General features: G+C 74.8%; 18 protein-coding genes. 7 read left to right on the forward strand and 11 right to left on the reverse strand.

The features are described 5' to 3' along the window. Positions 1-28: 28 nt before the first annotated feature. The 3 genes from V9U70_RS06655 to V9U70_RS06665 all read right to left on the reverse strand — a co-directional run bounded on the left by V9U70_RS06655 (position 29) and on the right by V9U70_RS06665 (position 4694). Positions 29-2224, reverse strand: coding sequence for an FUSC family protein (locus V9U70_RS06655; RefSeq protein WP_336673526.1), 2196 nt, complete (start codon positions 2222-2224; stop codon positions 29-31). 37 nt (positions 2225-2261) lie between these two features. Further along, positions 2262-3524 (reverse strand): DUF2786 domain-containing protein, encoded by a 1263-nt coding sequence (locus tag V9U70_RS06660; RefSeq protein WP_336673527.1) that lies wholly within the window; start codon positions 3522-3524, stop codon positions 2262-2264. A gap of 255 nt (positions 3525-3779) precedes the next feature. Beyond that, on the reverse strand, positions 3780-4694 hold the full coding sequence (locus V9U70_RS06665) for an NADP-dependent oxidoreductase (protein ID WP_336673528.1): 915 nt from the start codon (positions 4692-4694) through the stop codon (positions 3780-3782). Between the two features lie 83 nt (positions 4695-4777). Between V9U70_RS06665 and V9U70_RS06670 the strand changes: the two genes are divergently transcribed. Next, the gene (locus tag V9U70_RS06670; protein WP_336673529.1) at positions 4778-6445 is read left to right on the forward strand and encodes a bifunctional 3'-5' exonuclease/DNA polymerase; all 1668 of its coding nucleotides are present in this window, start codon (positions 4778-4780) and stop codon (positions 6443-6445) included. 230 nt (positions 6446-6675) lie between these two features. Here the strand turns inward: V9U70_RS06670 and V9U70_RS06675 are convergent, their stop codons facing one another. Together V9U70_RS06675 and V9U70_RS06680 are read right to left on the reverse strand one after the other, a co-directional pair. Beyond that, positions 6676-7560, reverse strand: coding sequence for a dioxygenase family protein (locus tag V9U70_RS06675; protein ID WP_336673530.1), 885 nt, complete (start codon positions 7558-7560; stop codon positions 6676-6678). A gap of 99 nt (positions 7561-7659) precedes the next feature. After that, entirely contained in the window at positions 7660-9039 is a 1380-nt protein-coding gene (locus V9U70_RS06680) for a carbohydrate-binding protein (RefSeq protein WP_336673531.1), read from the reverse strand. Positions 9040-9291: 252 nt separating this feature from the next. Between V9U70_RS06680 and V9U70_RS06685 the strand changes: the two genes are divergently transcribed. Then, complete coding sequence (locus tag V9U70_RS06685; protein WP_336673532.1) at positions 9292-9972, forward strand: phosphotransferase; 681 nt, start codon at positions 9292-9294, stop codon at positions 9970-9972. Positions 9973-10105: 133 nt separating this feature from the next. Here V9U70_RS06685 and V9U70_RS06690 read toward each other — a convergent pair whose 3' ends face one another. Further along, on the reverse strand, positions 10106-10951 hold the full coding sequence (locus V9U70_RS06690; RefSeq protein WP_336673533.1) for a sulfurtransferase: 846 nt from the start codon (positions 10949-10951) through the stop codon (positions 10106-10108). A 550-nt stretch (positions 10952-11501) separates the two neighbouring features. Here V9U70_RS06690 and V9U70_RS06695 point away from each other — a divergent pair. Genes V9U70_RS06695 through V9U70_RS06705 form a run of 3 tightly spaced genes read left to right on the forward strand, consistent with a single transcriptional unit; the run spans position 11502 to position 13868 of the window. Continuing rightward, positions 11502-12446 carry an ABC transporter ATP-binding protein gene (locus V9U70_RS06695; RefSeq protein ID WP_336673534.1) on the forward strand — a complete coding sequence of 315 codons (945 nt, stop codon included), beginning with the start codon at positions 11502-11504 and terminating at the stop codon, positions 12444-12446. Then, the gene (locus tag V9U70_RS06700) at positions 12443-13417 is read left to right on the forward strand and encodes an ABC transporter permease (protein WP_336673535.1); all 975 of its coding nucleotides are present in this window, start codon (positions 12443-12445) and stop codon (positions 13415-13417) included. Before V9U70_RS06695 ends, V9U70_RS06700 begins: the two co-directional genes overlap by 4 nt. 46 nt (positions 13418-13463) lie before the next feature. After that, positions 13464-13868 carry a GntR family transcriptional regulator gene (locus V9U70_RS06705; RefSeq protein WP_336673550.1) on the forward strand — a complete coding sequence of 135 codons (405 nt, stop codon included), beginning with the start codon at positions 13464-13466 and terminating at the stop codon, positions 13866-13868. A gap of 96 nt (positions 13869-13964) precedes the next feature. On the opposite strand, the gene V9U70_RS06710 is transcribed toward V9U70_RS06705, so the two are convergent. Together V9U70_RS06710 and V9U70_RS06715 are read right to left on the reverse strand one after the other, a co-directional pair. Beyond that, complete coding sequence (locus tag V9U70_RS06710) at positions 13965-14588, reverse strand: ScbR family autoregulator-binding transcription factor (protein WP_336673536.1); 624 nt, start codon at positions 14586-14588, stop codon at positions 13965-13967. A 281-nt stretch (positions 14589-14869) separates the two neighbouring features. Beyond that, positions 14870-17215 carry a serine/threonine-protein kinase gene (locus tag V9U70_RS06715; RefSeq protein ID WP_336673537.1) on the reverse strand — a complete coding sequence of 782 codons (2346 nt, stop codon included), beginning with the start codon at positions 17213-17215 and terminating at the stop codon, positions 14870-14872. 237 nt (positions 17216-17452) lie between these two features. Between V9U70_RS06715 and V9U70_RS06720 the strand changes: the two genes are divergently transcribed. Together V9U70_RS06720 and V9U70_RS06725 are read left to right on the forward strand one after the other, a co-directional pair. Further along, the gene (locus tag V9U70_RS06720; protein WP_336673538.1) at positions 17453-17842 is read left to right on the forward strand and encodes an ATP-binding protein; all 390 of its coding nucleotides are present in this window, start codon (positions 17453-17455) and stop codon (positions 17840-17842) included. 246 nt (positions 17843-18088) lie between these two features. Next, positions 18089-18448, forward strand: coding sequence for a hypothetical protein (locus V9U70_RS06725; protein ID WP_336673539.1), 360 nt, complete (start codon positions 18089-18091; stop codon positions 18446-18448). A gap of 110 nt (positions 18449-18558) precedes the next feature. Here the strand turns inward: V9U70_RS06725 and V9U70_RS06730 are convergent, their stop codons facing one another. The 3 genes from V9U70_RS06730 to V9U70_RS06740 form a co-directional block, all read right to left on the reverse strand. After that, positions 18559-18870 (reverse strand): SCO5918 family protein, encoded by a 312-nt coding sequence (locus tag V9U70_RS06730; RefSeq protein WP_336673540.1) that lies wholly within the window; start codon positions 18868-18870, stop codon positions 18559-18561. Between the two features lie 54 nt (positions 18871-18924). Next, entirely contained in the window at positions 18925-19329 is a 405-nt protein-coding gene (locus V9U70_RS06735) for a CBS domain-containing protein (protein WP_336673541.1), read from the reverse strand. Positions 19330-19375: 46 nt separating this feature from the next. Continuing rightward, on the reverse strand, positions 19376-20715 hold a 1340-nt coding region (locus V9U70_RS06740), incomplete at its 5' end, for a DEAD/DEAH box helicase (protein ID WP_336673542.1).

Below are 20715 nucleotides of genomic sequence, written 5' to 3' on the forward strand. Positions count from 1 at the left end.
GGCCCAGGGCGGGCGGTCCGGCCAGGGGTCAGCTCCCCGCCAGCGTGCTGCTGACCCGCGTGCTGCCGCCGCGTTCGTCCAGGGCGCGGGTGAACTCCTCCAGCGCCTCCAGGAGCAGCGCCCCGCCCCAGCGCACGACCGGGTCGCCCGCGAGCGGGGCGGCCGGCGGACCCTCCTGGGCCTCGGCGTGCGGACCGGTGGGCGGCTGCCCGGCCGGCCCACCGGACGGCTCGGCCGCCGGCCCCTGCGGCACGTCCCAGTGGGCCACCGCGTCCGCCACCGCCTGCCAGTCGGGCAGCCGGCGCTCCCGTACCGCCTTCGCCCCCCTCTCGGTGGCCCGGCGCAGCGCCTCGGCCAGCTCGGCCGCGCCGGGCACCGGGGCGGCCGAGCCGGACGGCAAGTGGGCCTCCAGCACCATCGCGGACCGGCCCAGCTGGGCCAGCGCGTGCTGGGCGTCGGTGGCGGCGGCGCGCGAGATGCCCCGGTGGCGGACGGGTTCGTGCTGGGCCGTGGCCAGCGCCTCCTGCCAGGCGACGCGCGCCTCCCGGGTGGCGATCAGAGTGGCCCGGACGTCCTCGACGTTCCGCGCCGAGGGGTCGGCGTACTGGTCGACGACCGTGGCCGCGTACGCCCCGTCCGCCAGCAGCCAGTCGGCCAGCCGGCTGCGCAGGCGCGGTGTCTCCCAGGCCGGGTAGAGGGCGTACGAGATCATCGCGAGGAGTCCGCCGGCCAGCGTCAGCACGATGCGTTCGGTGACGGTCTGGGACCAGTCGTCACCGGCCATGCCGAGCAGGAAGACGACGTAGGCCGAGACGCACGCCTGGCCGACCGCGTACCCGGTCCGCATCAGCAGGTACATCAGCCCGGCGCAGACCACCGCCAGCAGGGCGGAGGGCCGGGCGCCGGGGTGGGCGGTCTGGAGGATGGCGGTGGCCAGCCCGACGCCGACCATGGTGCCGCCGAAGCGGGCCACCGACCGGCCGTACGTCTGGGAGAACTCGGGCCGCATCACCATGACGGCGGTCATCGGAGCCCAGTAGCCGTGCCCGAACGGCAGGGCCGCGCCGACGAAGTAGCCCGCCACGGCGACCACCGCGACCCGGATCGCGTGGCGCAGGATCGGGGAGTCGTGGTGCAGTTCGCGGCGCATCGCCTTCAACACCACCGGCACCAGCCGCAGCAGCGTGGGGCGGTGCCGGGTGTCCGGGGCGAGGTCGGACGGCACTCCGCTGTCGGTCCCGGTGCCCTCCGCGATCTCCAGGACGTCGTCGAGCAGGGCGGCGAGCCGGTCGGCGGCGCGGCGGGCGGGGCCGACGAGGATCACGTCGTTGTCGGGGGTCTTCAGGACGCCCAGGTCGGTGGCGGAGAGGTGGACGGCCTCACCGTGCCGCACGGCCCGCGCGGCGGCGTCCAGGACCGAGCCGGCCGCGCCCAGCAGCTCGTTCACCCAGGCCCTCTCCAGGCCGTCGCCCGGCACCCCCATCGCCGGGTCGGCGAGCGAGGCCAGCACCGGGCGCAGCCGCTCCGCGATGCCGCGGGCCCCGTGCAGCTCGGCGGGGCGGCGGCGGGCCTGGCGCGGGGTGACGGCGGCGGCGCTGCGGGCGGTCATCAGGGGCAGCGGGTCGAAGGGGGCGACCGGGTCGTGGCGCAGCCGCCGGGCGTAGTCGGCCTCCGCGGCCAGGGCGTCGGCGAGCGCGTCGCGCTGCGCGCCCCATCTGCGGATGGGGAAGAGCACGATCAGCGCGGCCTGGACGAGGCCGCCGACGGCGATCACCGCCGCGTGCACGGCGGCGTCCGCGATGGAGGTGGGCAGGGTGATCGTCACGAGCATGATCGCGACGTTGGACGCGGCGATGATGCCGCCGGTCGGGCCCGCCGCCCAGGCCAGGCCGGCGAGGAAGGTCCACGCCCCGAGCAGGCAGAGGAACAGGACGGGGTGCGAGCCGCTGGCGTAGCCGACGAACGTGGAGACGGCGAGGCTCGCGCCGGAGACCAGGGCCAGCACGGGGCGCGGCCGCCAACTGCGCTGGAAGGTGGCGAGGGCCGCCTGGAACGCGCCGAACGCGGAACTCGCCGCGATCTCCGGACCGAACAGCACGAGGCTGGCGCCGATGACGAGGGCGAGGCCCGCGGCACCGCGCATGGCGATGAGGGGTTCCAGCCTCTGCCGCTCGATCTCCAGCCCCGAGCGGGCGGTCTCCTTCAGCGCCCGGAGCCAGCTCATGGGCCCGAGCCTAGCCGCAATCCGGGACAAGCCCGGCTTACGCCATGATGTCGCCGTCCGGGAAGCCTGCCCGGGAGCCCGCCTGCGAGCCTCCCCCCGAACCGCTCCGCCCACCGCCCCTGCCGCCGCGCGGACGCTGCCGCGGGTCGCCCATACGGGCCCGGTCGGCCGCCTCTGTGCCGTGCGCCCAGCCGTCCGGGTCGGTGGCGCCGCGGACCCGGGCCGTCGTGGTCCGCGGGAACATCCGCTCGGCGGTCTCGGTCACGGCGACGCCCCGGGCGGCCAGCACCGGGAGCAGCCCGCCGCCGGGTCCCGGGTCGGCGGCCTCCGCGCCGACGGCGCCGGCGGCGTCGGCCGTGACCCGCTCGGCCCCTTCCGCGAGCCTGCCGCCGAGCCGCTGGGCGTACGCCAGCAGGAACGACTGCCGGAAGGTCTTGGTCCGCTTGCGCCCCGCGGCGCGCTGGTCGGCCTCTGCCCGGGTCATCGCGGCGGTTCCCTGGACGAGCAGCGAGGTGAACAGCAGCTCGACCGCGTCCAGGTCCGCCTCGAAGCCGACGACCGTGGTGAAGCCGAGGTCGCTGTTCCACACCGCCCGGCAGCGGTTCGCGGAGGCCACGGCGTCGAGCAGGATCGCCTTGGCGCTCTCGTACGGGGGCTCCACCCCGATCCGGCAGGCTCCGGGCGTCTCGTGGCTCTGGGTGCGGGCGGCGAGGAGGGCCTCGTCGATGCTGTGCCGGGCCATCAGCTCCTGCGCCTTGGTGGTGAGCGCCTCTGCCTCCTCGGGAAAGCCGGTCGCCTCCGCCTTCGCCAGCAGCGCCCGGATACGGGTGAGCATGCGGGGTTCACCGGTCGCGGGCGGCCGGTGCAGCCGGTCGGCCGCGGCGCCGGGCGGCGGGCCGACCGGTTCGACGGTGGGCAGTCGCAGCAGCAGCCGGTACAGCTCCAGCAGATCAGCGGCGTAGGAGAAGCGGTCGGGGCGATTGCGCGCCACGGGTGCGGGGAGTTCGGCGAGCTGCTGCCGCCACCGGTGCGGCAGCTGCGCGTACCGGGCGGTCTCGGCGGCGATCAGCGTCGCGGCCAGCGCCGCCCTCCGATCGTCGAGCTCCCGCCGCACGAACCGCACCAGATCGGCGGGGTGCCAGCCCCGTTCCCAGGCCCGGCGCACGAACTCCTCACCGCGCCGGTGCGCCTCCGCGTCGGCCTCGGGGGCCGCGGCGAGCAGGGACGCCCCGGCGTCCAGGGCGGCGTCGCCCTGCGCGTAGAGCGCCGCCGCGCACGCCTGATCGGTCACCGAGTCCATCGGACCAGGGTAGGCGGACGCCCGGACGGCGCCGCGGGCACACCGGGGCGGGCACGGCGCACCGGGCACGGCGCCCGGCGTGTCCGGCCTGCCCGGTGCGGTGTCCGATGCGACCTGCCCGGTGCGCCCGGCGCGGTGCCCGGCCTGCCCGGTGAGGGTGGGGACGCCTCGCTGTGCCGGCGGCCTCGGCCCCTGCCGCATCGGCCGGGAAGCCGGCCCCGTCGCCGGGCCGCCCCGCGGCTGCCGCCGGGCCCGCTACGGCAGCAGCACCAGCTTGCCCCGGACGTGGCCGCCCTCGCTCAGGGCGTGGGCGCTCGCGGCGTCGGCGAGCGGGAAGACCTGGGCGACCTCCACGCGCAGTTCGCCGGCGGCCGCCAGCCGGGCGTTCTCCGCGAGCCGCTCCGCCGAGGGGCCGCCACCGCCGGAGGAGAAAGCCACCCCCAGCTTCGCCGCGTCCCCGTCCGCGATGGTGACGATCCGCTCCGTCGTCCCGCCGCGCAGCTCGACGGAGCCCGGCAGCGCCCCGCGCCCCGCGGCGTCGAACACCGCGTCCACGCCCTGCGGGGCCAGCTCCCGCACCCGCTCGACCAGCCCGTCCCCGTACGCCACCGGGATCGCGCCGAGCACCCGCAGATAGTCGTGGTTGGCCGGGGACGCGGTGCCGATCACCGTCGCGCCGCGGGCCGCCGCCAACTGCACGGCCATGGAGCCGACGCCGCCGCTCGCCCCGTGCAGGAGCAGCGTCTCGCCCTCGGCGACGGCCAGTTCGTCCAGCACCCGGGAGGCCGTGCCTGCCGCGACGGGCAGCGCCGCGGCTTCCTCCCAGGACAGCCCCCGCTCCTTGCGGGCCAGGGAGGCCTCCTCCGCCAGGACCTCTGAGGCATAGGAGCCGGTGGCGCTCCGGCCGAGGACCTCGTCGCCGGGAGCGAACGCGGTGACGCCCTCGCCCGTCTCCAGGACGACCCCGGCGAACTCCGTCCCGGGTATCGCGGGCAGCACGGTGGGGAACACGCCCTCCATCCAGCCGTTCCTGATCTTGTGATCGATCGGGTTGACCCCGGCCGCCCGCACCGCCGCCCTGACCTGGCCCGGGCCGGGGCGCGGCGCGTCCAGCCGGACCAGGTGCAGGACGTCGGGGCCGCCGAACTCCTCGTACCGCATCGCTTCCATGCGCCGATCCTCGCGGCCCCCGCCCCGCCCGGCCAGTCGGCGGGGCGGGGGCGTTGTCAGTGGCGGGCGCCAGACTCGCACCCATGACCGAACGGTGGGCGCTGATGCCGACGGAGGGGGGCGGCGCGCTGCTCGCGCCGCTGACCCGGGACGGCACGCCCGCCGGCCCCGCCGTGGCCGAGCCCGATCTCGTCGAGGCGGTCCGCTCGCGCCCCGACGTGGTGCGCTGGGTGTGGCGGTCGACCGCCGGGATCTATCCCCGGCTGCTCGCCGCCGGGGTCCGCGTCGAGCGGTGTTACGACGTGGAGTGCGCCGAGTCGCTGCTGCTCGGGCACGCGGGGCGGCTCGGCGAGCCCCGGTCCGCGGCCGCAGCGCTGGCCCGGCTGGACGACGCGCCCGTGCCGTCGGACCCGCCGGCCAGGGCCGCAGAGCCGGGCGCGCAGTCCTCCCTCTTCGATCCGCCGTCGGGCCCCGGAGTGCCGTTCGGCGGCCTGCTCCGGGTCTACGCGGACCAGGTGCGCCGCCACGACGCGGCGCGGCGCCCGGACCGGATGCGGCTGCTGACCGCCGCGGAGTCGGCGGGGCGGCTGGTCGCCGCCGAGATGCACCGGGCGGGGCTGCCCTGGCGCGCCGATGTGCACCGGGAGGTGCTGCACGGGCTGCTGGGCGAGCGGTACGCGGGCGGCGGCGAGCCCCGCAGACTCGCCGAGCTGGCGGACGAGGTGTCGGCGGCGTTCGGCAGAAGGGTCCGCCCCGATCTGCCCGCCGACGTGGTGAAGGCGTTCGCGCAGGCCGGGATCGCGGTGAAGTCGACCCGGAGGTGGGAGCTGGAGGGGCTGGACCACCCGGCGGTCGAGCCCTTGATCGCGTACAAGAAGCTGTACCGGATCTGGACGGCGCACGGCTGGAGCTGGCTCCAGGACTGGGTGCGCGACGGCCGCTTCCGCCCGGAGTACCAGCCGGGCGGCACGGTCAGCGGCCGCTGGACGACCAACGGCGGCGGCGCCCTCCAGATCCCCAAGGTGATCCGGCAGGCCGTCGTCGCCGACGCGGGGTGGCGTCTCGTCGTCGCGGACGCCGACCAGATGGAGCCGCGGGTGCTGGCGGCGATCTCCCGGGACCCGGGGCTGATGGAGGTGGCCGGCCATGACGGCGACCTCTACACGGCCCTGTCCGACCGGGCGTTCCACGGCGATCGCGAACACGCCAAGCTGGCCCTGCTCGGGGCGGTCTACGGCCAGACGTCCGGGGACGGGCTGAAGAACCTGGCCGCCCTCCGTCGGCGGTTCCCGCTCGCCGTCGCGTATGTCGACGACGCGGCGCGGGCCGGTGAGGAGGGGCGCGTGGTGCGGACCTGGCTCGGCCGGACCAGCCCACCGGTCGCGGCGGCGGGCGGGGACGAGGAGGCGGGCCTCCCCCAGGAGGGCGGCGAGAGCACGGCCGACGGCGGCCTGGCCCGCGCCCGGGGGCGTTTCACCCGCAACTTCGTGGTGCAGGGCAGCGCGGCCGACTGGGCCCTGCTGTTGCTGGCGGCGCTGCGCCGGTCGCTCTTCGTGCGGGGGCTGCGCGCTGAACTGGTGTTCTTCCAGCACGACGAGGTGATCGTCCACTGCCCGGCCGAGGAGGCCGCCGCCGTCACGGAGGCGATCCGCACGGCCGGCGAGCTGGCCGGGCGGACCGCCTTCGGGGAGACGCCGGTGCGGTTCCCGTTCACGACGGCGGTGGTCGAGCGGTACGCGGACGCCAAGTAGGCGGGGCGGCCCGCCGGACGCCGTCGACGCTCCGCGTGCCCCGGACGCCGCGTGCCCCGGACGCCGGCGCCGTGGACACGCGAAGGTCCGCCCCGTACACGCGAAGGCCACCGTCCACGCGCAGGCCCGCCCGGTGCACGCGAAGGCCGCCGGTCGCGCGAGGGCGCCCCGTTCACGCGCCGGACGGCGTGAACGGGGCGCGGGCGGCGGTGCGCGTTCGCTGTCCGGGTCTACCCGCGTTCCCACAACGCGGGGACCTTGGGCGGCTCCCAGCCCGGCATGGCCAGGTGCGCCTGAAGACAGCGGTAGGCGACCCCGCCGTAGGTCACGCGGTCTCCCGCGCGGTAGGAGGTGCCGGACGACCAGCTGGTGCCCGGCTCGGTGGGCGGGTCAGTGGGCGGATCGGTCGGGTCGGGCGACTGGGCGACGTCCAGCACGAAGTCGAAGGAGCCCTGGCGCCCGTTCCCCGCGCTGCGGACGTTCATCAGCAGCCTCGGATCGAACAGGGCGTCGGTGTTGTTGCGCGGCTCCCCCGGGAAGTACAGCTGCGTCGTGAGGACACGGCCTCCGGGCGCCTGCGCCTTCACGTGGATGTGCCGGGTACGGCCCGGATAGAGGCCCGGCACGACGGTGGTGAGGCTGAAGGCCCCGTCCGGCCCGGTGAACTGGTGCCCCCGGAAGGCGTAGCGGGCCATGTCGTACGCCCCGTTGGTGTCGGCCTGCCAGAAGTCGAGCAGCGCTCCGGCGACAGGCCGGCAGGCCCGGCCGAAGACATAACCGCTGACCGTGAGCGGCACGCCGGGGGTGCCGGCCGTCACCAGGCTGGTGCGACGCGGCGAGTCGGGCTTGAAGTACGGCCCCTCCATCTGCGGCGGCGTCGGGTCGTCCCCGTCGTCGCAGGCCGGGGTGGGGGCCGGCAGCCCGTCCCCGGAGGAGGCGGCGTCCCGGGCGAGCGCGACGCCTCCTCCCGCGAGCAGGGGGGCCGCGCTCGCGGCGATGGCGGCCTTCAGGAGGCCCTTGCGGCTGATCCGCCGCTCGCCCCCCGTCGTCTCGTCAGGAGCCGGGTCGCCCGCGGGTGTTCCGGGCGGGGTCGGTTGGTCCATGGGTGGGGTCATGACAGTTTCCTCGGAGTCCTCGGTGCGGAGAGGCGGAGAGGTTCGGGAGGTGCGGTGACGCCGGACGGACGGCGGGGGGCGGTCAGCGGACCGGGGCGCTCAGAGCCGCTGCCAGAGGGCGGGGACGTTCGGCGGGGTCCAGCCGGGCTGGGCCGTGTGCCCCTGGAGGCAGCGGTAGGTCGCTCCGCCGTACGTCACCGTGGACCCGGCGGCGTACGTCGTGCCGGCGGCCCAGGTGCCGCCCGGCGGGTCGGTGGGCGGATCGGTCGGAGGCGTGGTCGGCGGGTCGGTCGGGGTGCCGCTGGTGACAAGCGTCAGCCCGTACGCCTGGAGCGCCGGGTTGAGCGGCTGGAAGTACGTCGTACCGCCGGAGGAGCAGTTGCCCGAGCCGCCGGAGGTGACGCCCTGGGCCTGGCTGCCGGAGATGTACGAGCCGCCGGAGTCGCCCGGTTCGGCGCAGACGCTGGTGCGGGTCACGCCGGAGATGGTGCCCTCCGGGTAGGTGACACTGGTGTTGAGCTGCTGGATGGTGCCGCAGTGCCAGCCGGTGGTCGAGCCGGAGCGGCAGACCGAGGAGCCCACGACGGCCGAGGTGGAGCCGGTGACGGTGACGTCGCCCCGCCCGTATCCGTTCACCACCGGGCGCGGCGTCCAGTTGGCGTTGGTGGCGACCCAGGCGTAGTCGCGGCCGGGGAAGGTCGAGCCCTGGAAGGTGCCCTGGGCCTGCTGGTTGACCCCGTTGGTGGTCGTGCCGACCCGGCCGCAGTGGCCCGCGGTGACGAAGCCGTTCTGGGTGCCGCGCTTCACGGAGAAGCCGATGGAGCAGCGGCCGGACGGGTTCATGTAGTAGGCGTCGCCGCCGCGCAGGTCGGCGAAGGTGCGGGGCTTTTCCGCGGAGCGGACGACGGTGACCAGATCGGCGCCGACCCCGGCCGACTTCAGGAACACCTCGGCGGCCGGGGTGCTCGCGGCGTTCACCACGACCCGGTTGGCCTCGACGTCGACGTACCAGACCGGCACGTCCTTGGGCGCCTTGCGCAGTGCCGCCTTGTCGAGGGTCTCCTTGACCCCTTCCAGCCGGTCGAGGCTGTGGCCGACGACCTCCGCCCTGGCTCCGGCGTCGGCGATCCGGCCGGTCTCCGAGGCGTCGGTGGTGGCGACGGTCAGGGTCGCGTCGTCACCGCTGACGCGGGCGCCGGCGAAGCTGGCGCCGAGGGACTTCTCCAACCCGTCGGCGACGGCGGCGGCCCGGTACTCGTTGGCGATCCGGCTCCTGGCGGCGTCGGCGTCCAGGCCGAGATCGCGCTCCATGGCCGCCAGCAGCCCGGGGGAGAGGCTGTCGGCGGAGACCGGCGGGGCGGTGGTGGCCGCGGGGTCGGCGGACGCCACACCGGTCAGCCCGGCGAGGGCGAGTGCGCCCAGGGCCACCGTGGCGGTCCCGGCGGCGAAGGCGCGTCTGCGGAGGATGGATCTCTCCACGTAACTCTCCTTGGTTCAGGGGGTGTCCGAGTCCGGTGGGGGTTGGTCCGGACCAGGGAATTGCCGAAACCGTAGCGGCGGGGCCGTCCGCCGCAGGAGATCCCGTTCGCCCCCCTCCCCCGGCGTTATGGGTCACCGTCCGCAGCCGTCCGCCCCACGCCGTACGGCGGGCGGACGGCGCCGTTGCCGGCCGTGCGTCCGCAGCCGGAAGGCCTCTCCCCTTCCGTGGGGGGCCCGGGTAGGTTCGGCCTCATGCACACAGGGCAACTTCTGGGCTCGGGACGCACCGCCGACGTGTACGCACTCGACGGCTCCTGGGTCCTTCGCCGGTACCGCGACCGCACCGACACGACGGACGAGCTGGCGGTGATGTCGTACGTCGGCGCCTTCGGCTTCCCGGTGCCGCGCATCGGCCCGCCCGCCGAGGGGGCCCGCCCCTCGGACCTGGTGCTCCAGCGGCTGTCCGGTCCGACCCTGGCCGAGGCCCTGCTGGCGGGTGCGCTCGGAGCCGCCGACGCGGCCGTGCTGCTCGCCCGTCTGCTGCGCGAACTGCACGCCATCCCGCCGCGCGTGTCGACGAACCCCAACGACTGCGTCCTCCACCTGGACCTGTGCCCGGAGAACGTGGTGCTGACGGACGGGGGCGCGGTGGTGGTCGACTGGTCGACCGCGTCCGAGGGCCCGCCGGGGCTCGACCGGGCGATGTCGGCGCTGGCCCTGGCCCGGACCGCCCTCGATCCGGGGCGCCCCTCAGGGGCGGAGGTCCGTACGCTGCTGTCGGCGCTCCTCGCGGAGCTCGCGGACGACGGCGGCGCGCCCGCCGGCGACCTGGCGCTCGCCCGTGCCCGCCGACAGGCGAGCCCCTGCCTGACCGAGCTCGAACGGGCCCGCCTGGACGGTGCGGTGGAACTGGTGCTGGAGTGCGCACCGTAGAAGGAGAACGGGGCGCGCGACGGGGCCCGCGCCTCGGAACCGCCGTGCCGGCGCGTCCGGGTCAGCGGGAGCCCGGGACCATGCCGACGCGTCCGGGTCAGCGGCAGTCCGGGACCGTGCCGACGCCTCCGGGTCAGCCGGTGTCGGTGACCGGCAGGTGGGACGGCAGCCCCCACTCGCTCCAGGACCCGTCGTACACCGATACCTGGCTGTACCCGGCCAGTTCGGCCGCGAGCGCCAGTACGCACGCGGTGACGCCGGACCCGCAGCTCATCACCAGCCGCTGCCGCTGCCCGGCCGACTCCGCGAACAGCGCGCGCAGTTCACCGGCCGGGCGCATCCGGCCGGCGTCCCGCCCGCCGCGCCGGGTCGCGTCGAACGGCAGGTTGACCGCCCCCGGCATGTGCCCCGCCCGCAAGCCGGGCCGGGGCTCGGCGGCCGTACCGGCGAACCGTTCCCGGGTCCGGGCGTCGAACACAGCCGAATCCGGGTCCGCCAGGGCCGCCAGTACGGTGGCACTGCCGACCAGCAGTCCGGCGCGCGGCCGGGCCGTGAAGTCCCCGGGCGGTGGCGGCGCGGCAGCGGGCAAATCCGGTTCGACGGGCTGCCCTGCGCGGGTCCACGCGGGCAGTCCGCCGTCGAGCACGGCCGCCCGGTCGAAGCCGACCGCCCGGAGCATCCAGCGGGCCCGCGGACTGGAGTAGACCCCGGCCCCGTCGTACACGACCACGGTGTCCGCGTCGTCGACCCCGAGGGCGCGCAGCTCACGGGTGAACCGCTCGGGGCCCGGCATCGTGTGCGGCAGCGGGGAGCCGGGGTCGCTGAACGGACCGTCGAGGTCGAAGCGCCGGGCCCCGGGGACACGGGCGCCCGCGCCGCGGTGCGCCGGCAAGGACGCGTCCAGCACGACGAGTCCGGGCGTCCGGAGCCGTTCCGCGAGCCACGCGACGGTGACCAGGGGGCCGGGCAGGGCGAGCACGCCACAGCCGTCGCGGGCAGCCGGGCCGCACGCCTCTTCCGGGCCGCATGCCTCGTCGGCGCCATGCCCCTCTTCCGGGCCGTCGAGCCCGCCGGCCGGCCGGTCTGCCGCGTCAGCGGCCCTACGGGCGCCGCCGACCGCACTCCCATGGCCGGCCCGGCCCGGCCATGCGCCGACCGCGCCCGCCGCAACGCCGCTGCCTTCGCCTCCGCCCGCCGTACGGCTCCGGCCCGGCCGCCCGTCCACCGCGGTCCCGTCGCTGGCGCCCATCTCCCGGCCCCCGTTCGTGTCGGCGTGCGGCCGCTCCCGCACGCCCAGGAACGTACTACTCCCCCGCTCCCGCCAGTCCGACCGGCCGGGTCCGCCCGCGAGCCAGGCCGGCGGGACGGCGACGACCGCCACCAGGAGCGCCCCGGCAGCACGGCCGGGACTGGCTCCTGGCTCCTGGCTCCTGGCTCCTGGCTCCTGGCTCCTGGCTCTCAAGCTTGACAGTCATTCTCCCCCAAGACCATGATTCCATTAATTGACTCATGGAATCGAGGTGAAGCGCGTGGCGGACACGAGCACTCCGAACGCGACGTCCGGCAGCTGGGCGCTGGAAGCCCGCGGCCTGGGCAAGCGCTACCGGCGCGTCTGGGCGCTGCGCGACTGCTCCTTCCGGATACCGGCCGGGCGCATCTGCGGCCTGGTCGGCCCGAACGGGGCCGGCAAGAGCACGCTGCTCGGACTGGCGACCCGACGGGTCCAGCCGACCACCGGCGAACTGCGCGTCTTCGGCGTACCGGTGGACGACCCCGCGGTGATGCCCAGGTTCGCGTACCTCGGGCAGGAGAAACCGCTGTTCAAGCGGTTCACCGTGGCCGACACCCTGCGCCTGGGCGCCGAACTGAACCCCGGCTGGGACGCGGCGGCGGCGACGCGGATCGTCCGCTCGGGCGACGTCCCTCTGCACGCCAGGATCGGCACGCTCTCCGGTGGCCAGCGCACCCGTGTGGCCTTCGCGCTCGCCTTCGGCAAGCGGCCCGACCTGCTGCTCCTGGACGAGCCGATGTCGGACCTCGATCCGCTGGCCCGCGACGAGATGAGCACTCTGCTGATGGCGGAGGCCGTCGAGCGGGGCACCACGGTGGTGATGTCCTCGCACATGCTGACCGAGCTGGAGGACATGTGCGACTACCTGCTGGTCGTCGCCGAGGGCCGGATGCGGATGGCCGGTGACGCCGACGCGCTCGTCCCTGCCCACGCCCTGGTGACCGGGAGGGCGCAGGACGGCGCCGCGCCGCCCGGGCTCGCCCACCACACCGTGGTGGAGTCCCGCGTCCAGGGAAGGCAGTTCCGGGCGATGATCCGGCCCAGGGGCCCGCTGCCGGCCGACTGGGAGACCGCCGAGCCCTCCCTGGAGGAAGTCCTCCTCGCCCACCTCCGCTCCCCGGACGCCCCCGCCCTCTACACCCAGGGCGCCCGTGTCGAGGCCGAAGGGACCCAGGCCGCATGAGCACCACCCTCACCGAGAAGTCCGCCGCAACCGATTCCCGCCGACGCCTCCTGCGCGGGCTGCCCTGGCTCGTCGTACGCCAGCACCGGACCGCGCTGGTCTGCGTCCTCGGCCTCACCCTGCTGTGCGCGCTCTGGATCGTGTACGAGCGTCACACGCTGGTCCAGTTGCTCGACGCGAAGGGCTGGCCGGAGAAGGACGTCGGCAGCGTGCTCCAGGAGGACCGGGGCTACCGCTACATCACCACCGTGCTCGGCAGCCTCCCCCTGATCCTCGCCGTCTTCATCGGCGCCCCACTGATCGCGGGCGACCAGGAGACCGGCACCGCGCAGCTCGTCACCACCCAGTCCGTCACCCGCCGCCAGTGGCTGATCGCCAAGCTGGGCCTGGCCTACTCCCTCGCGCTGGTATCCGGCCTGGTGCTCTCGGCCCTGTTCACCTGGTGGTGGAAGCCGTACCGCTCCGTCTTCCTCAGCCAGTGGATCGACGGCGTGATCTTCGACAACACCGGCCCCGTCCTGCCCGCGCTCCTCCTCTTCCTCACCGCCGCGGGCGTCACCATCGGCATCCTGGCCCGCCGGGTGCTCCCGGCCATGGTGATCACGTTCCTCTTCACCGCGATCACCACCCTGTTCGTCTGGGACGAGATCCGCGTACGCCTCGGCTCCTCGCAGATGTTCACTTACCCGTTGAACAGCGAACTTCCCGACCGCTTCCGCGACTCGTACGAGGTGGAGCGCTGGGTCGGCAGTGCAGACGGGGACCTGTACGGCTGGGGCGCCTGCACCGAGGCGACCGTGGAGGCGCGGAACGCGTGCCTCCAGGAGCACGGCATCGTCAACAACGTCATCGAGTACCTCGGCTACGACCAGATGGCGGCGATGCAGTGGACCGCGGCGGGCCTGCTGCTCGCCGGAACGGCCCTGCTCACCGGGTTCGCCCTGTGGCGCGTCACGCACCGCCCGCTGTAGGCGTGGTGCGCGCCCCCTACGTAAAGTGTCGGCAATCGAGCGGAAGGTGAAGTCCGTGGTCGTGTTCCGCATCGACCGGCGCAGCGGGGTGGCGACGTATCTCCAGATCGTCCGCCAGGTCGAACAGGCGCTGCGAATGGGGGCGTTGGAGGAGGGCGACCGGCTGCCCACCGCCGCCCAGGTCGCCGCGGCCACCAAGGTCAACCCGAACACGACGCTCAAGGCCTACCGGGAGCTGGAACGCGCGGGGCTCGCCGAGGTCCGCCAGGGGGCGGGCACGTTCATCACCCGTTCCCTGGCCCGGCCCCGGACCGGCCCCGGCTCCCCGCTGCACACCGTCCTGGCCGACTGGATGACCCAGGCCCGCGCGGAAGGACTCAGCGGCCAGGACGTCACGGCCCTGTTCCACTCGGCGTTCGAGACCGCGTACCCGGGCGACGCGGCGGGCTGACTCCGGCCGCCCCGCCGCCGGGCACGCGACGCCCCACGGGCACCCACCGGGCGCCCGTCGGCCCACGGGCACCCGTCGCCACCAGGCGCGCGGCGCTTACACGGCGTACCCCCGGTCCGCGTCGAGCAGGACCCGCTGCCGCGCCTGGGGGGTGGCGATTCCGGGCAACAGCATCCGCCACATCCCCACGGTGCGCCTCAGCAGGTCCTCCCGGCCGCTGATCAGCTGCGAGTACAGCTGGACGCCGGTGCACGCGCCGACCAGGAACTCGGCGATCGCGTGCGGGTCGGCGTCCGCCAGGAGATCGCCCTCGTCCCGCGCCACGTCCAGGCACTCCACGATGGCGTCCCGCCAGTTGAGAAAGGCCGTCGCGTCCTGGAGCCCGAAGCTGCCCTGCTCCACGGAGAGCCGTACACCCGCCCTCAGCAGCGGGTCCGTCCGCAGCCGTACGGCCCAGACCAGGGTGATGTCCACCAGCCGCTGCAACCCGTGGGAGCCCTGCGGCGGCTCTATCGACTGCTGTTGGGCGCTCATGACCGCCGTGGCCAGCTCGCTCTTCGACTTGAAGTGGAAGTACATCGCCCCCGTCGTGACCCCCGCGCGTTCGAGGATCTTCGTGACCCCCGCCCCCGCGTACCCGAACTCGTCGAAGATCTCCGCCGCGGAGATGATCAGCGCCTCACGGGTGCGTACCGCCCTGTCCTGTGCGATGCGCGACATCGCTGTTCCTCCTGGAGATGTTCCGTCCACCGGCCCACACGAAAAAGAGAAGAATCCTATAGAGGTCAGGGCCTCCGTGAGGAGAAAGCCCTCTTCTTTACCGCCCGTTGACACACTGCCGCGAGCCGGCCGGCGGGACGGCGAGCGAAAACCGGGGCAGATCCGAGGTCGGGGGCGAAGGCGAAGGCCGGACGGCCCGTGCGGGTCCGTTCGGGTCCGTGCGGTCCGTGCGGGTCCGTTCGGGCCCGTGTGGTCCGTGCGGGTCCGTGCGCTCCGTGCGGTCAGGCCCGGTTGTAGCGGTAGCCGCTTCCGTGGGCGGGACCGACGTCGTGAAGGATGCCGGCCCCGTCGACGGCGAAGAACGAGGGGTCGGAGTCGCCGCACCTGCCGGTGGAACGGGCCGTGTCCACCACGGCCGTACCGACGTTGATCCGCTTCCCGCCGTCCGTCACGGAGCTGAGCTTCGCCGTGTACTCGCAGTGCCCCGTGCCCTGTACGTCCGAGACGAGGGTCACCGCGACCTGCCCCGGCGACGCCCGCCGGATGACCACCTTGTGGGGCTGGAGGACGTCGTACCGCGACGCGATGGTCCAGGTCCCGACGAAGTGCCGGGGCACCTGCTGGTCCGGCGTCGCGGAGCCGGAGTCCCCTGCGGGCGGTCGCGCGTCGGACCCCGCCCCCTCGGCACCGGCGGCCGGCCGGTCGCCGGGCGCCCCGGACCCGCTCGGTACGCCGCCTCTCCCTGGCGTCCCGGTGTCCCCGGGCCCGGAACCGTCACGGGACCCGTCACCTGACCCGGACGAGCCACCGCCCGAGGCTGCGGCTCCCCCGCTGTCCGAGGCCCGCCCCGCGCCCGCGCCGTCCCGACCGCCCCGGCCCTCGTCCGGTTCCCCTGCCTCCTTCTTCTCCCCGTCCGCCTCCTCCCCGTCCGCCTGCGACTCCTCGTCGCCGGGGGCCCCGGACGGCGAGGCGGCACGGCTGGGCGAGGCACCAGCGGTACCGGGCTCGGCGGTGGTCCCCCCTCCCCGTACATCCGTGTCCCCGCCCGGCCCCTGGCCGAGAAATGCCACGGTGCCGCCGACGGCCAGCACCGCGAGGACCGCGGCCGCCACGACCCACGTACGGCGACGGCGGGCGCGCGGCCCGCTCCCGGCAGCCCCGCCGGACCCTTCGGCCTCCGGAGCGACCACGACCGGCGGGGAGCCGGGGGCCGACACCGACGGGACAGCCGGGCCGGGGGCCGACACCGACGGGACAGCCGGCTCAGGGGGCGACGGAGCGGCCGGGTCAGGGACCGACGGAGCAGCCCCGCCCCGTGCCGGCGCCGGCTCGGGCGCAACCGCCGGCTCCGGCCGCAGGCCGACCGTGCCGACGTCGGCACGGGGCGGGGTGGGCACGGCGGAGGGAGCAGCCGCGTCAGAGGGCTCGTCCCCCGCCCCCGGTCCGGCAGCGGCCCCGGACTGGGCAGAGGCAGACGCGACGGGCCAGGCCCCACCCACCGCGCACCCCTCGGCCCCCGACCCCTGCTCCGGCTCCGCCGCAGCGCCCGCCCCGAGGCCCGTCCCCGGCTTCGGCTCGGCCCCGGCGCCCGCCCCCGGGCCCGGATGGGCCGCCGCGACCGGCCCGGGCCCGGCAGCCGCCTCGGGCTGGGCAGCCGCCTCGGACGGCGACGGCACCTCCGCGTCGAGCAGCAGGGCCGCCTGCTGCGCGAGACGCGCCAGCAGCAGCGGGGGCAGCCACGCACCACGCGGCGCTCCCGCGCTCTCCGGCAGATCCAGCCCGTCCAACAGCCCGTCGACACCAGGCCGTTCAGCGGCCTTCTTGGTCAGGCAGCGCTCGATCAGCTCCCGCAGGGAGGCGTCCCGCACCGCGGCGAGGTCCGGTGGGGACTCGACGATCCGGTACATCACGGCGTGCTGGTTGCCCACGGAGCTGCCGAACGGCAGGCGCCCCGTGGCCGCGTACATCAGCACACACCCGAGGGAGAAGACGTCCGCCCCGGGCCCGGCCTCCTCGCCGAGGATCTGCTCCGGGGCCATGAATCCGGGCGAGCCGATGACCATTCCGGTGCTGGTCAGCAGGGACTCGACGGAGACCTGGAGCGCGCGGGCGATGCCGAAGTCGATGACGCGGGGGCCGTCCACGGTCAGCAGGACGTTGGACGGCTTCAGGTCGCGGTGGACGATCCCGGCGGCGTGGATGCCGCGCAACGCCCGCAACAGCCCCTCGGCCAGGGCGTGCACCGAGGCGGCGGGCAGCGGACCGTGCTCCCGGACCGCCTGGTCCAGAGAGGGGCCCGGCACATAGCCGGTGGCCACCCAGGGCTGCTCTGCGTCCGGGTCGGCGTCCAGCACGGCGGCGGTGTAACGCCCGCCGACCCGGCGGGCCGCCTCGATCTCCCGACGGAACCGGGCCCGGAACTCGCCGTTCGCGATGTGCTCCTCGTGCACCACCTTCACGGCCACGGTGCGCCCGCCCCCGGAGCGGGCCAGGTAGACGCGTCCCATCCCCCCTGCGCCGAGCCGGCCCAGCAGAGGGTAGGGCCCGATCCTGACCGGATCACCGGCCGCGAGCGGTCGTATGCCCTCCATCGCCGGGTACCGCTCCCCGTCCTCGCGCATGCCCATGCTGACCCGATCCCCCGATGGCCGTTTCCCCTGCGGTCGTTCACGCCGGGCCAAGGATAGAAGTCCGCCGCACCGGGGACGATACGGGCGTCCACGCAGCCCACCGCACGCACCGTGCGCCACCCTTCGGGGCCCCGTCGCCAACAGGCATTTCACCGCAGACGGGTTGGCGGACCACGGTTCGGGCACAAGCACCCGTCAGACAGGCACGGACGATCCACAGAACGAGGTGGCCCGATGGACACGATGAGCCTCGCGGCCGCGGCTGCCCCCGCAACGGCAACCGCCGCCGGGGCGCGCGGCAGCGCACTCGCCTTCCTGGAAGAGCTCGAACCTGCGGTCGCGGGCGAAGCCGCCGACGCGGTGGTCCTGGTCGTCTCGGAACTGACCACCAACGCCCTGCGCCACGGCGGCGGAACCTTCACACTCCGCCTGACCGCCCACGTCGACAGCATCGAGGTGGCCGTCCACGACCCGAGCCCGCAGATGCCCCGCACGCGCGCTCCCGACCTGACCGGCGCCACCGGGGGCTTCGGCTGGCCCCTGATCAACCATCTCGCGCGCACGACCGGGATCACCCGCGGGGCGGCCGGCGGCAAGACCATCACCGCCGTCCTGCCTCGCTGACACCGCCGCACCGGCGCGGACGCCGACGCGAAGCCCTCGGCCGGCCCAGGGCACAGAGCCCGGCGATCCCACCTGCCCCCTCTCCCCGCGCCCCCGCCGGGCTGGCGGCCGGGCGGCAGCCGGTGGGCGAGCACGGTGCCGTCGGTCACCGTAGGCAGGAGCCCGGCGCCCTCGGCGACGGGGCCGCGACTGCCGAAACCCGCACCACGGAAAGCGGCCGGGCGGGCGGCGAATATAATCGGCCCCATGTCGAAGCCTGACGCGCTGCTTGTTAACGTTGCCGCCCTGGTGGAGTCCGGGCACAGCAATCAGATGTCTTTGACCGTGGTCGCCGGTGGTGCTGTCATCACGGGCCGCCTGGCTCCCGAGGCCGTCTGGAGGCAGCGGGTGTCGGAGGTCTTGGCGGACTCGGACCGCCTGAGGGACTTCTCCGCCGTGTTCACCGCCACGGCACACGAGGAAGCACCACCCACCCATCTGCACTTCCATGTGGCCCGAATTCTCCAGGGCTCGGTGGGGATTCCGGAGACCGGCGGGATGTACCGGGTGGCGATCGAGGACGTCAGCGCGTGGTCCATGGGGGACTTCAGCTACTCCGACCACTGATCCACCGCACCCGAAAAGCCCCCGGCACGCGCCGGGGGCCCGGCCGGCACACCCGGTCGGGCCCTCTCACGCTTCGGTTCGGCGGCGGGTCGGTCACGCCTGCCCTTCGGTCAGGCTGCCGCAGGGGCTCCCAGCATCGCGGACGCCTGCCGCACCGGGGCGAGGCCCCGCGTGAGCACGGCGGTCCGGGGAAGTTCGCGGCAGGTGAAGCCCAGCTGGGTCATGGCCCGCAGCACTTCGCCCACGCTGAAGTCGCGGCGGTCCTGGCGTGTGATCACCTGACCGACCTGCTTGACGGGGTAGGTGCGCCGACCGATGATCACGGACTCGCCGGAGACCGGCTCGGGCTTGACGCCCTTCATCGATTCCAGGACGCCGCTCCTGGTGAGGTCGAACGGGAAGCGGGCGATGACACAGCGCATGAGGCCTCACAGGGAGAGGGGCGGACGGGGTGCTTCTGTGGCGGTCGAGCAGGTTCAGCGCGCGACGGCCAGGACGCCCAAGGCGCTGCCGTGCTCGTCGACGACCGGCAGAACGTCGACCTGGCCGCAGCGCATCGTGCGCTCGGCCTCTGCCAGGGTGGCGACCGGCGAGGTGTACGGCCCCCGGCCGCCGTTGAGGTCCCGCAGCTGGACCCGGTCCGTGTACGCGGAGCCGTCACGAACCGCTGCGAGCTGGGGCTGAGTGACCAGCCCGGTCCACAGACCGCTGTCGTCGCAGACGAGCAGGTGCCCGGCCCTCGCACCCGCCATGACGGACAGGGCCACCTCGACGGTCATGTCGTCGCAGACCTGCGGTCCGGCGGTGTCCATGGCGTCGGCCACCGTCCCGCACGCGAAGGCGCTGGTAATGGAGCGGGGACGGGTCTGGATCAACGACAAAAGGTGCCTCCTGCACACATGGGCAAGCTTCCGGATCACGAAGGTTCTAGGCCGCCGCGTCGTAGGAGGACTGCCGCTGACTCACGCGCCGGGCGGCAGAGGCAGGGCTGCGCCGGCCGCGCGGGGCCGCGCTGCGCCGACGTCGCTCGGTCACCGGCGCGGTGATCGTCACGGGGACGCCGGAGGGGGTCTGCGCGCCGGTGATGCGGCTCAGCTCGGCCTCGCCGGAGCGGACCTGGGCGACCTGCGGGGTGATCCCGGCGTCCGCCATCAGCCGGGTCATCTCGCGGCGCTGGTTGGGCAGCACCAGCGTGACGACGCTGCCGGACTCCCCGGCACGGGCGGTACGCCCGCCGCGGTGCAGGTAGTCCTTGTGGTCGCTCGGCGGGTCCACGTTGACCACGAGGTCCAGGTTGTCGACGTGAATGCCGCGCGCCGCGACGTTCGTGGCGACCAGCACCGTGACGTGCCCCGTCTTGAAGCGCTCCAGGGTGCGGGTGCGCTGCGGCTGCGACTTCCCGCCGTGCAGAGCGGCCGCCCGCACCCCGCTGTGCAGCAGGTGGTCGGTGAGCTTGTCCACCGCGTGCTTGGTGTCCAGGAACATGATCACCCGGCCCTCGCGCGCCGCGATCTCCGTCGTGGTGGCGTACTTGTCGGCGCCCTGCACGTACAGGATGTGGTGCTCCATCGTGGTGACCGCGCCGGCGGACGGATCGACGGAGTGCACGACCGGGTCGTTCAGGTAACGCCGCACCAGCAGGTCGACGTTGCGGTCCAGCGTCGCCGAGAAGAGCATCCGCTGCCCGTCGGCGTTCACCTGGTCCAGCAGCTCGGTGACCTGCGGCATGAAGCCCATGTCGGCCATCTGGTCGGCCTCGTCCAGCACGGTGACGGTGACCCGGTCCAGCTTGCAGTCACCGCGCTCGATGAGGTCCTTGAGACGGCCCGGGGTGGCGACGACGACCTCGGCGCCACCGCGCAGCGCACTGGCCTGACGGCCGATGGACATGCCGCCCACCACAGTGGCGATACGCAGCTTCAGCGACCGGGCATACGGAGTGAGCGCGTCGGTGACCTGCTGAGCCAGCTCACGGGTGGGGACGAGGACCAGGGCCAGCGGGCGCTTGGCGTCGGCGCGGCGGCCGGAGGTGCGGGCCAGCAGCGCGAGTCCGAAGGCCAGGGTCTTGCCCGAGCCGGTGCGGCCCCGGCCCAGGACATCCCGGCCGGCCAGCGAGTTGGGGAGGGTGGCCGCCTGGATCGGGAAGGGCACGGTCATGCCCTCGGAGGCGAGCGCCGCCTTCAGCGGCGCCGGCATCTCCAGCTCGCCGAACGTCTCGGAGGCGGGCAGCGCCGGGGTGACGGTGACCGGCAGGGCGAACTCGCCCT

This window comes from Streptomyces pratensis (genome assembly GCF_037137275.1).
Taxonomy (GTDB): Bacteria; Actinomycetota; Actinomycetes; order Streptomycetales; family Streptomycetaceae; genus Streptomyces; species Streptomyces pratensis_B.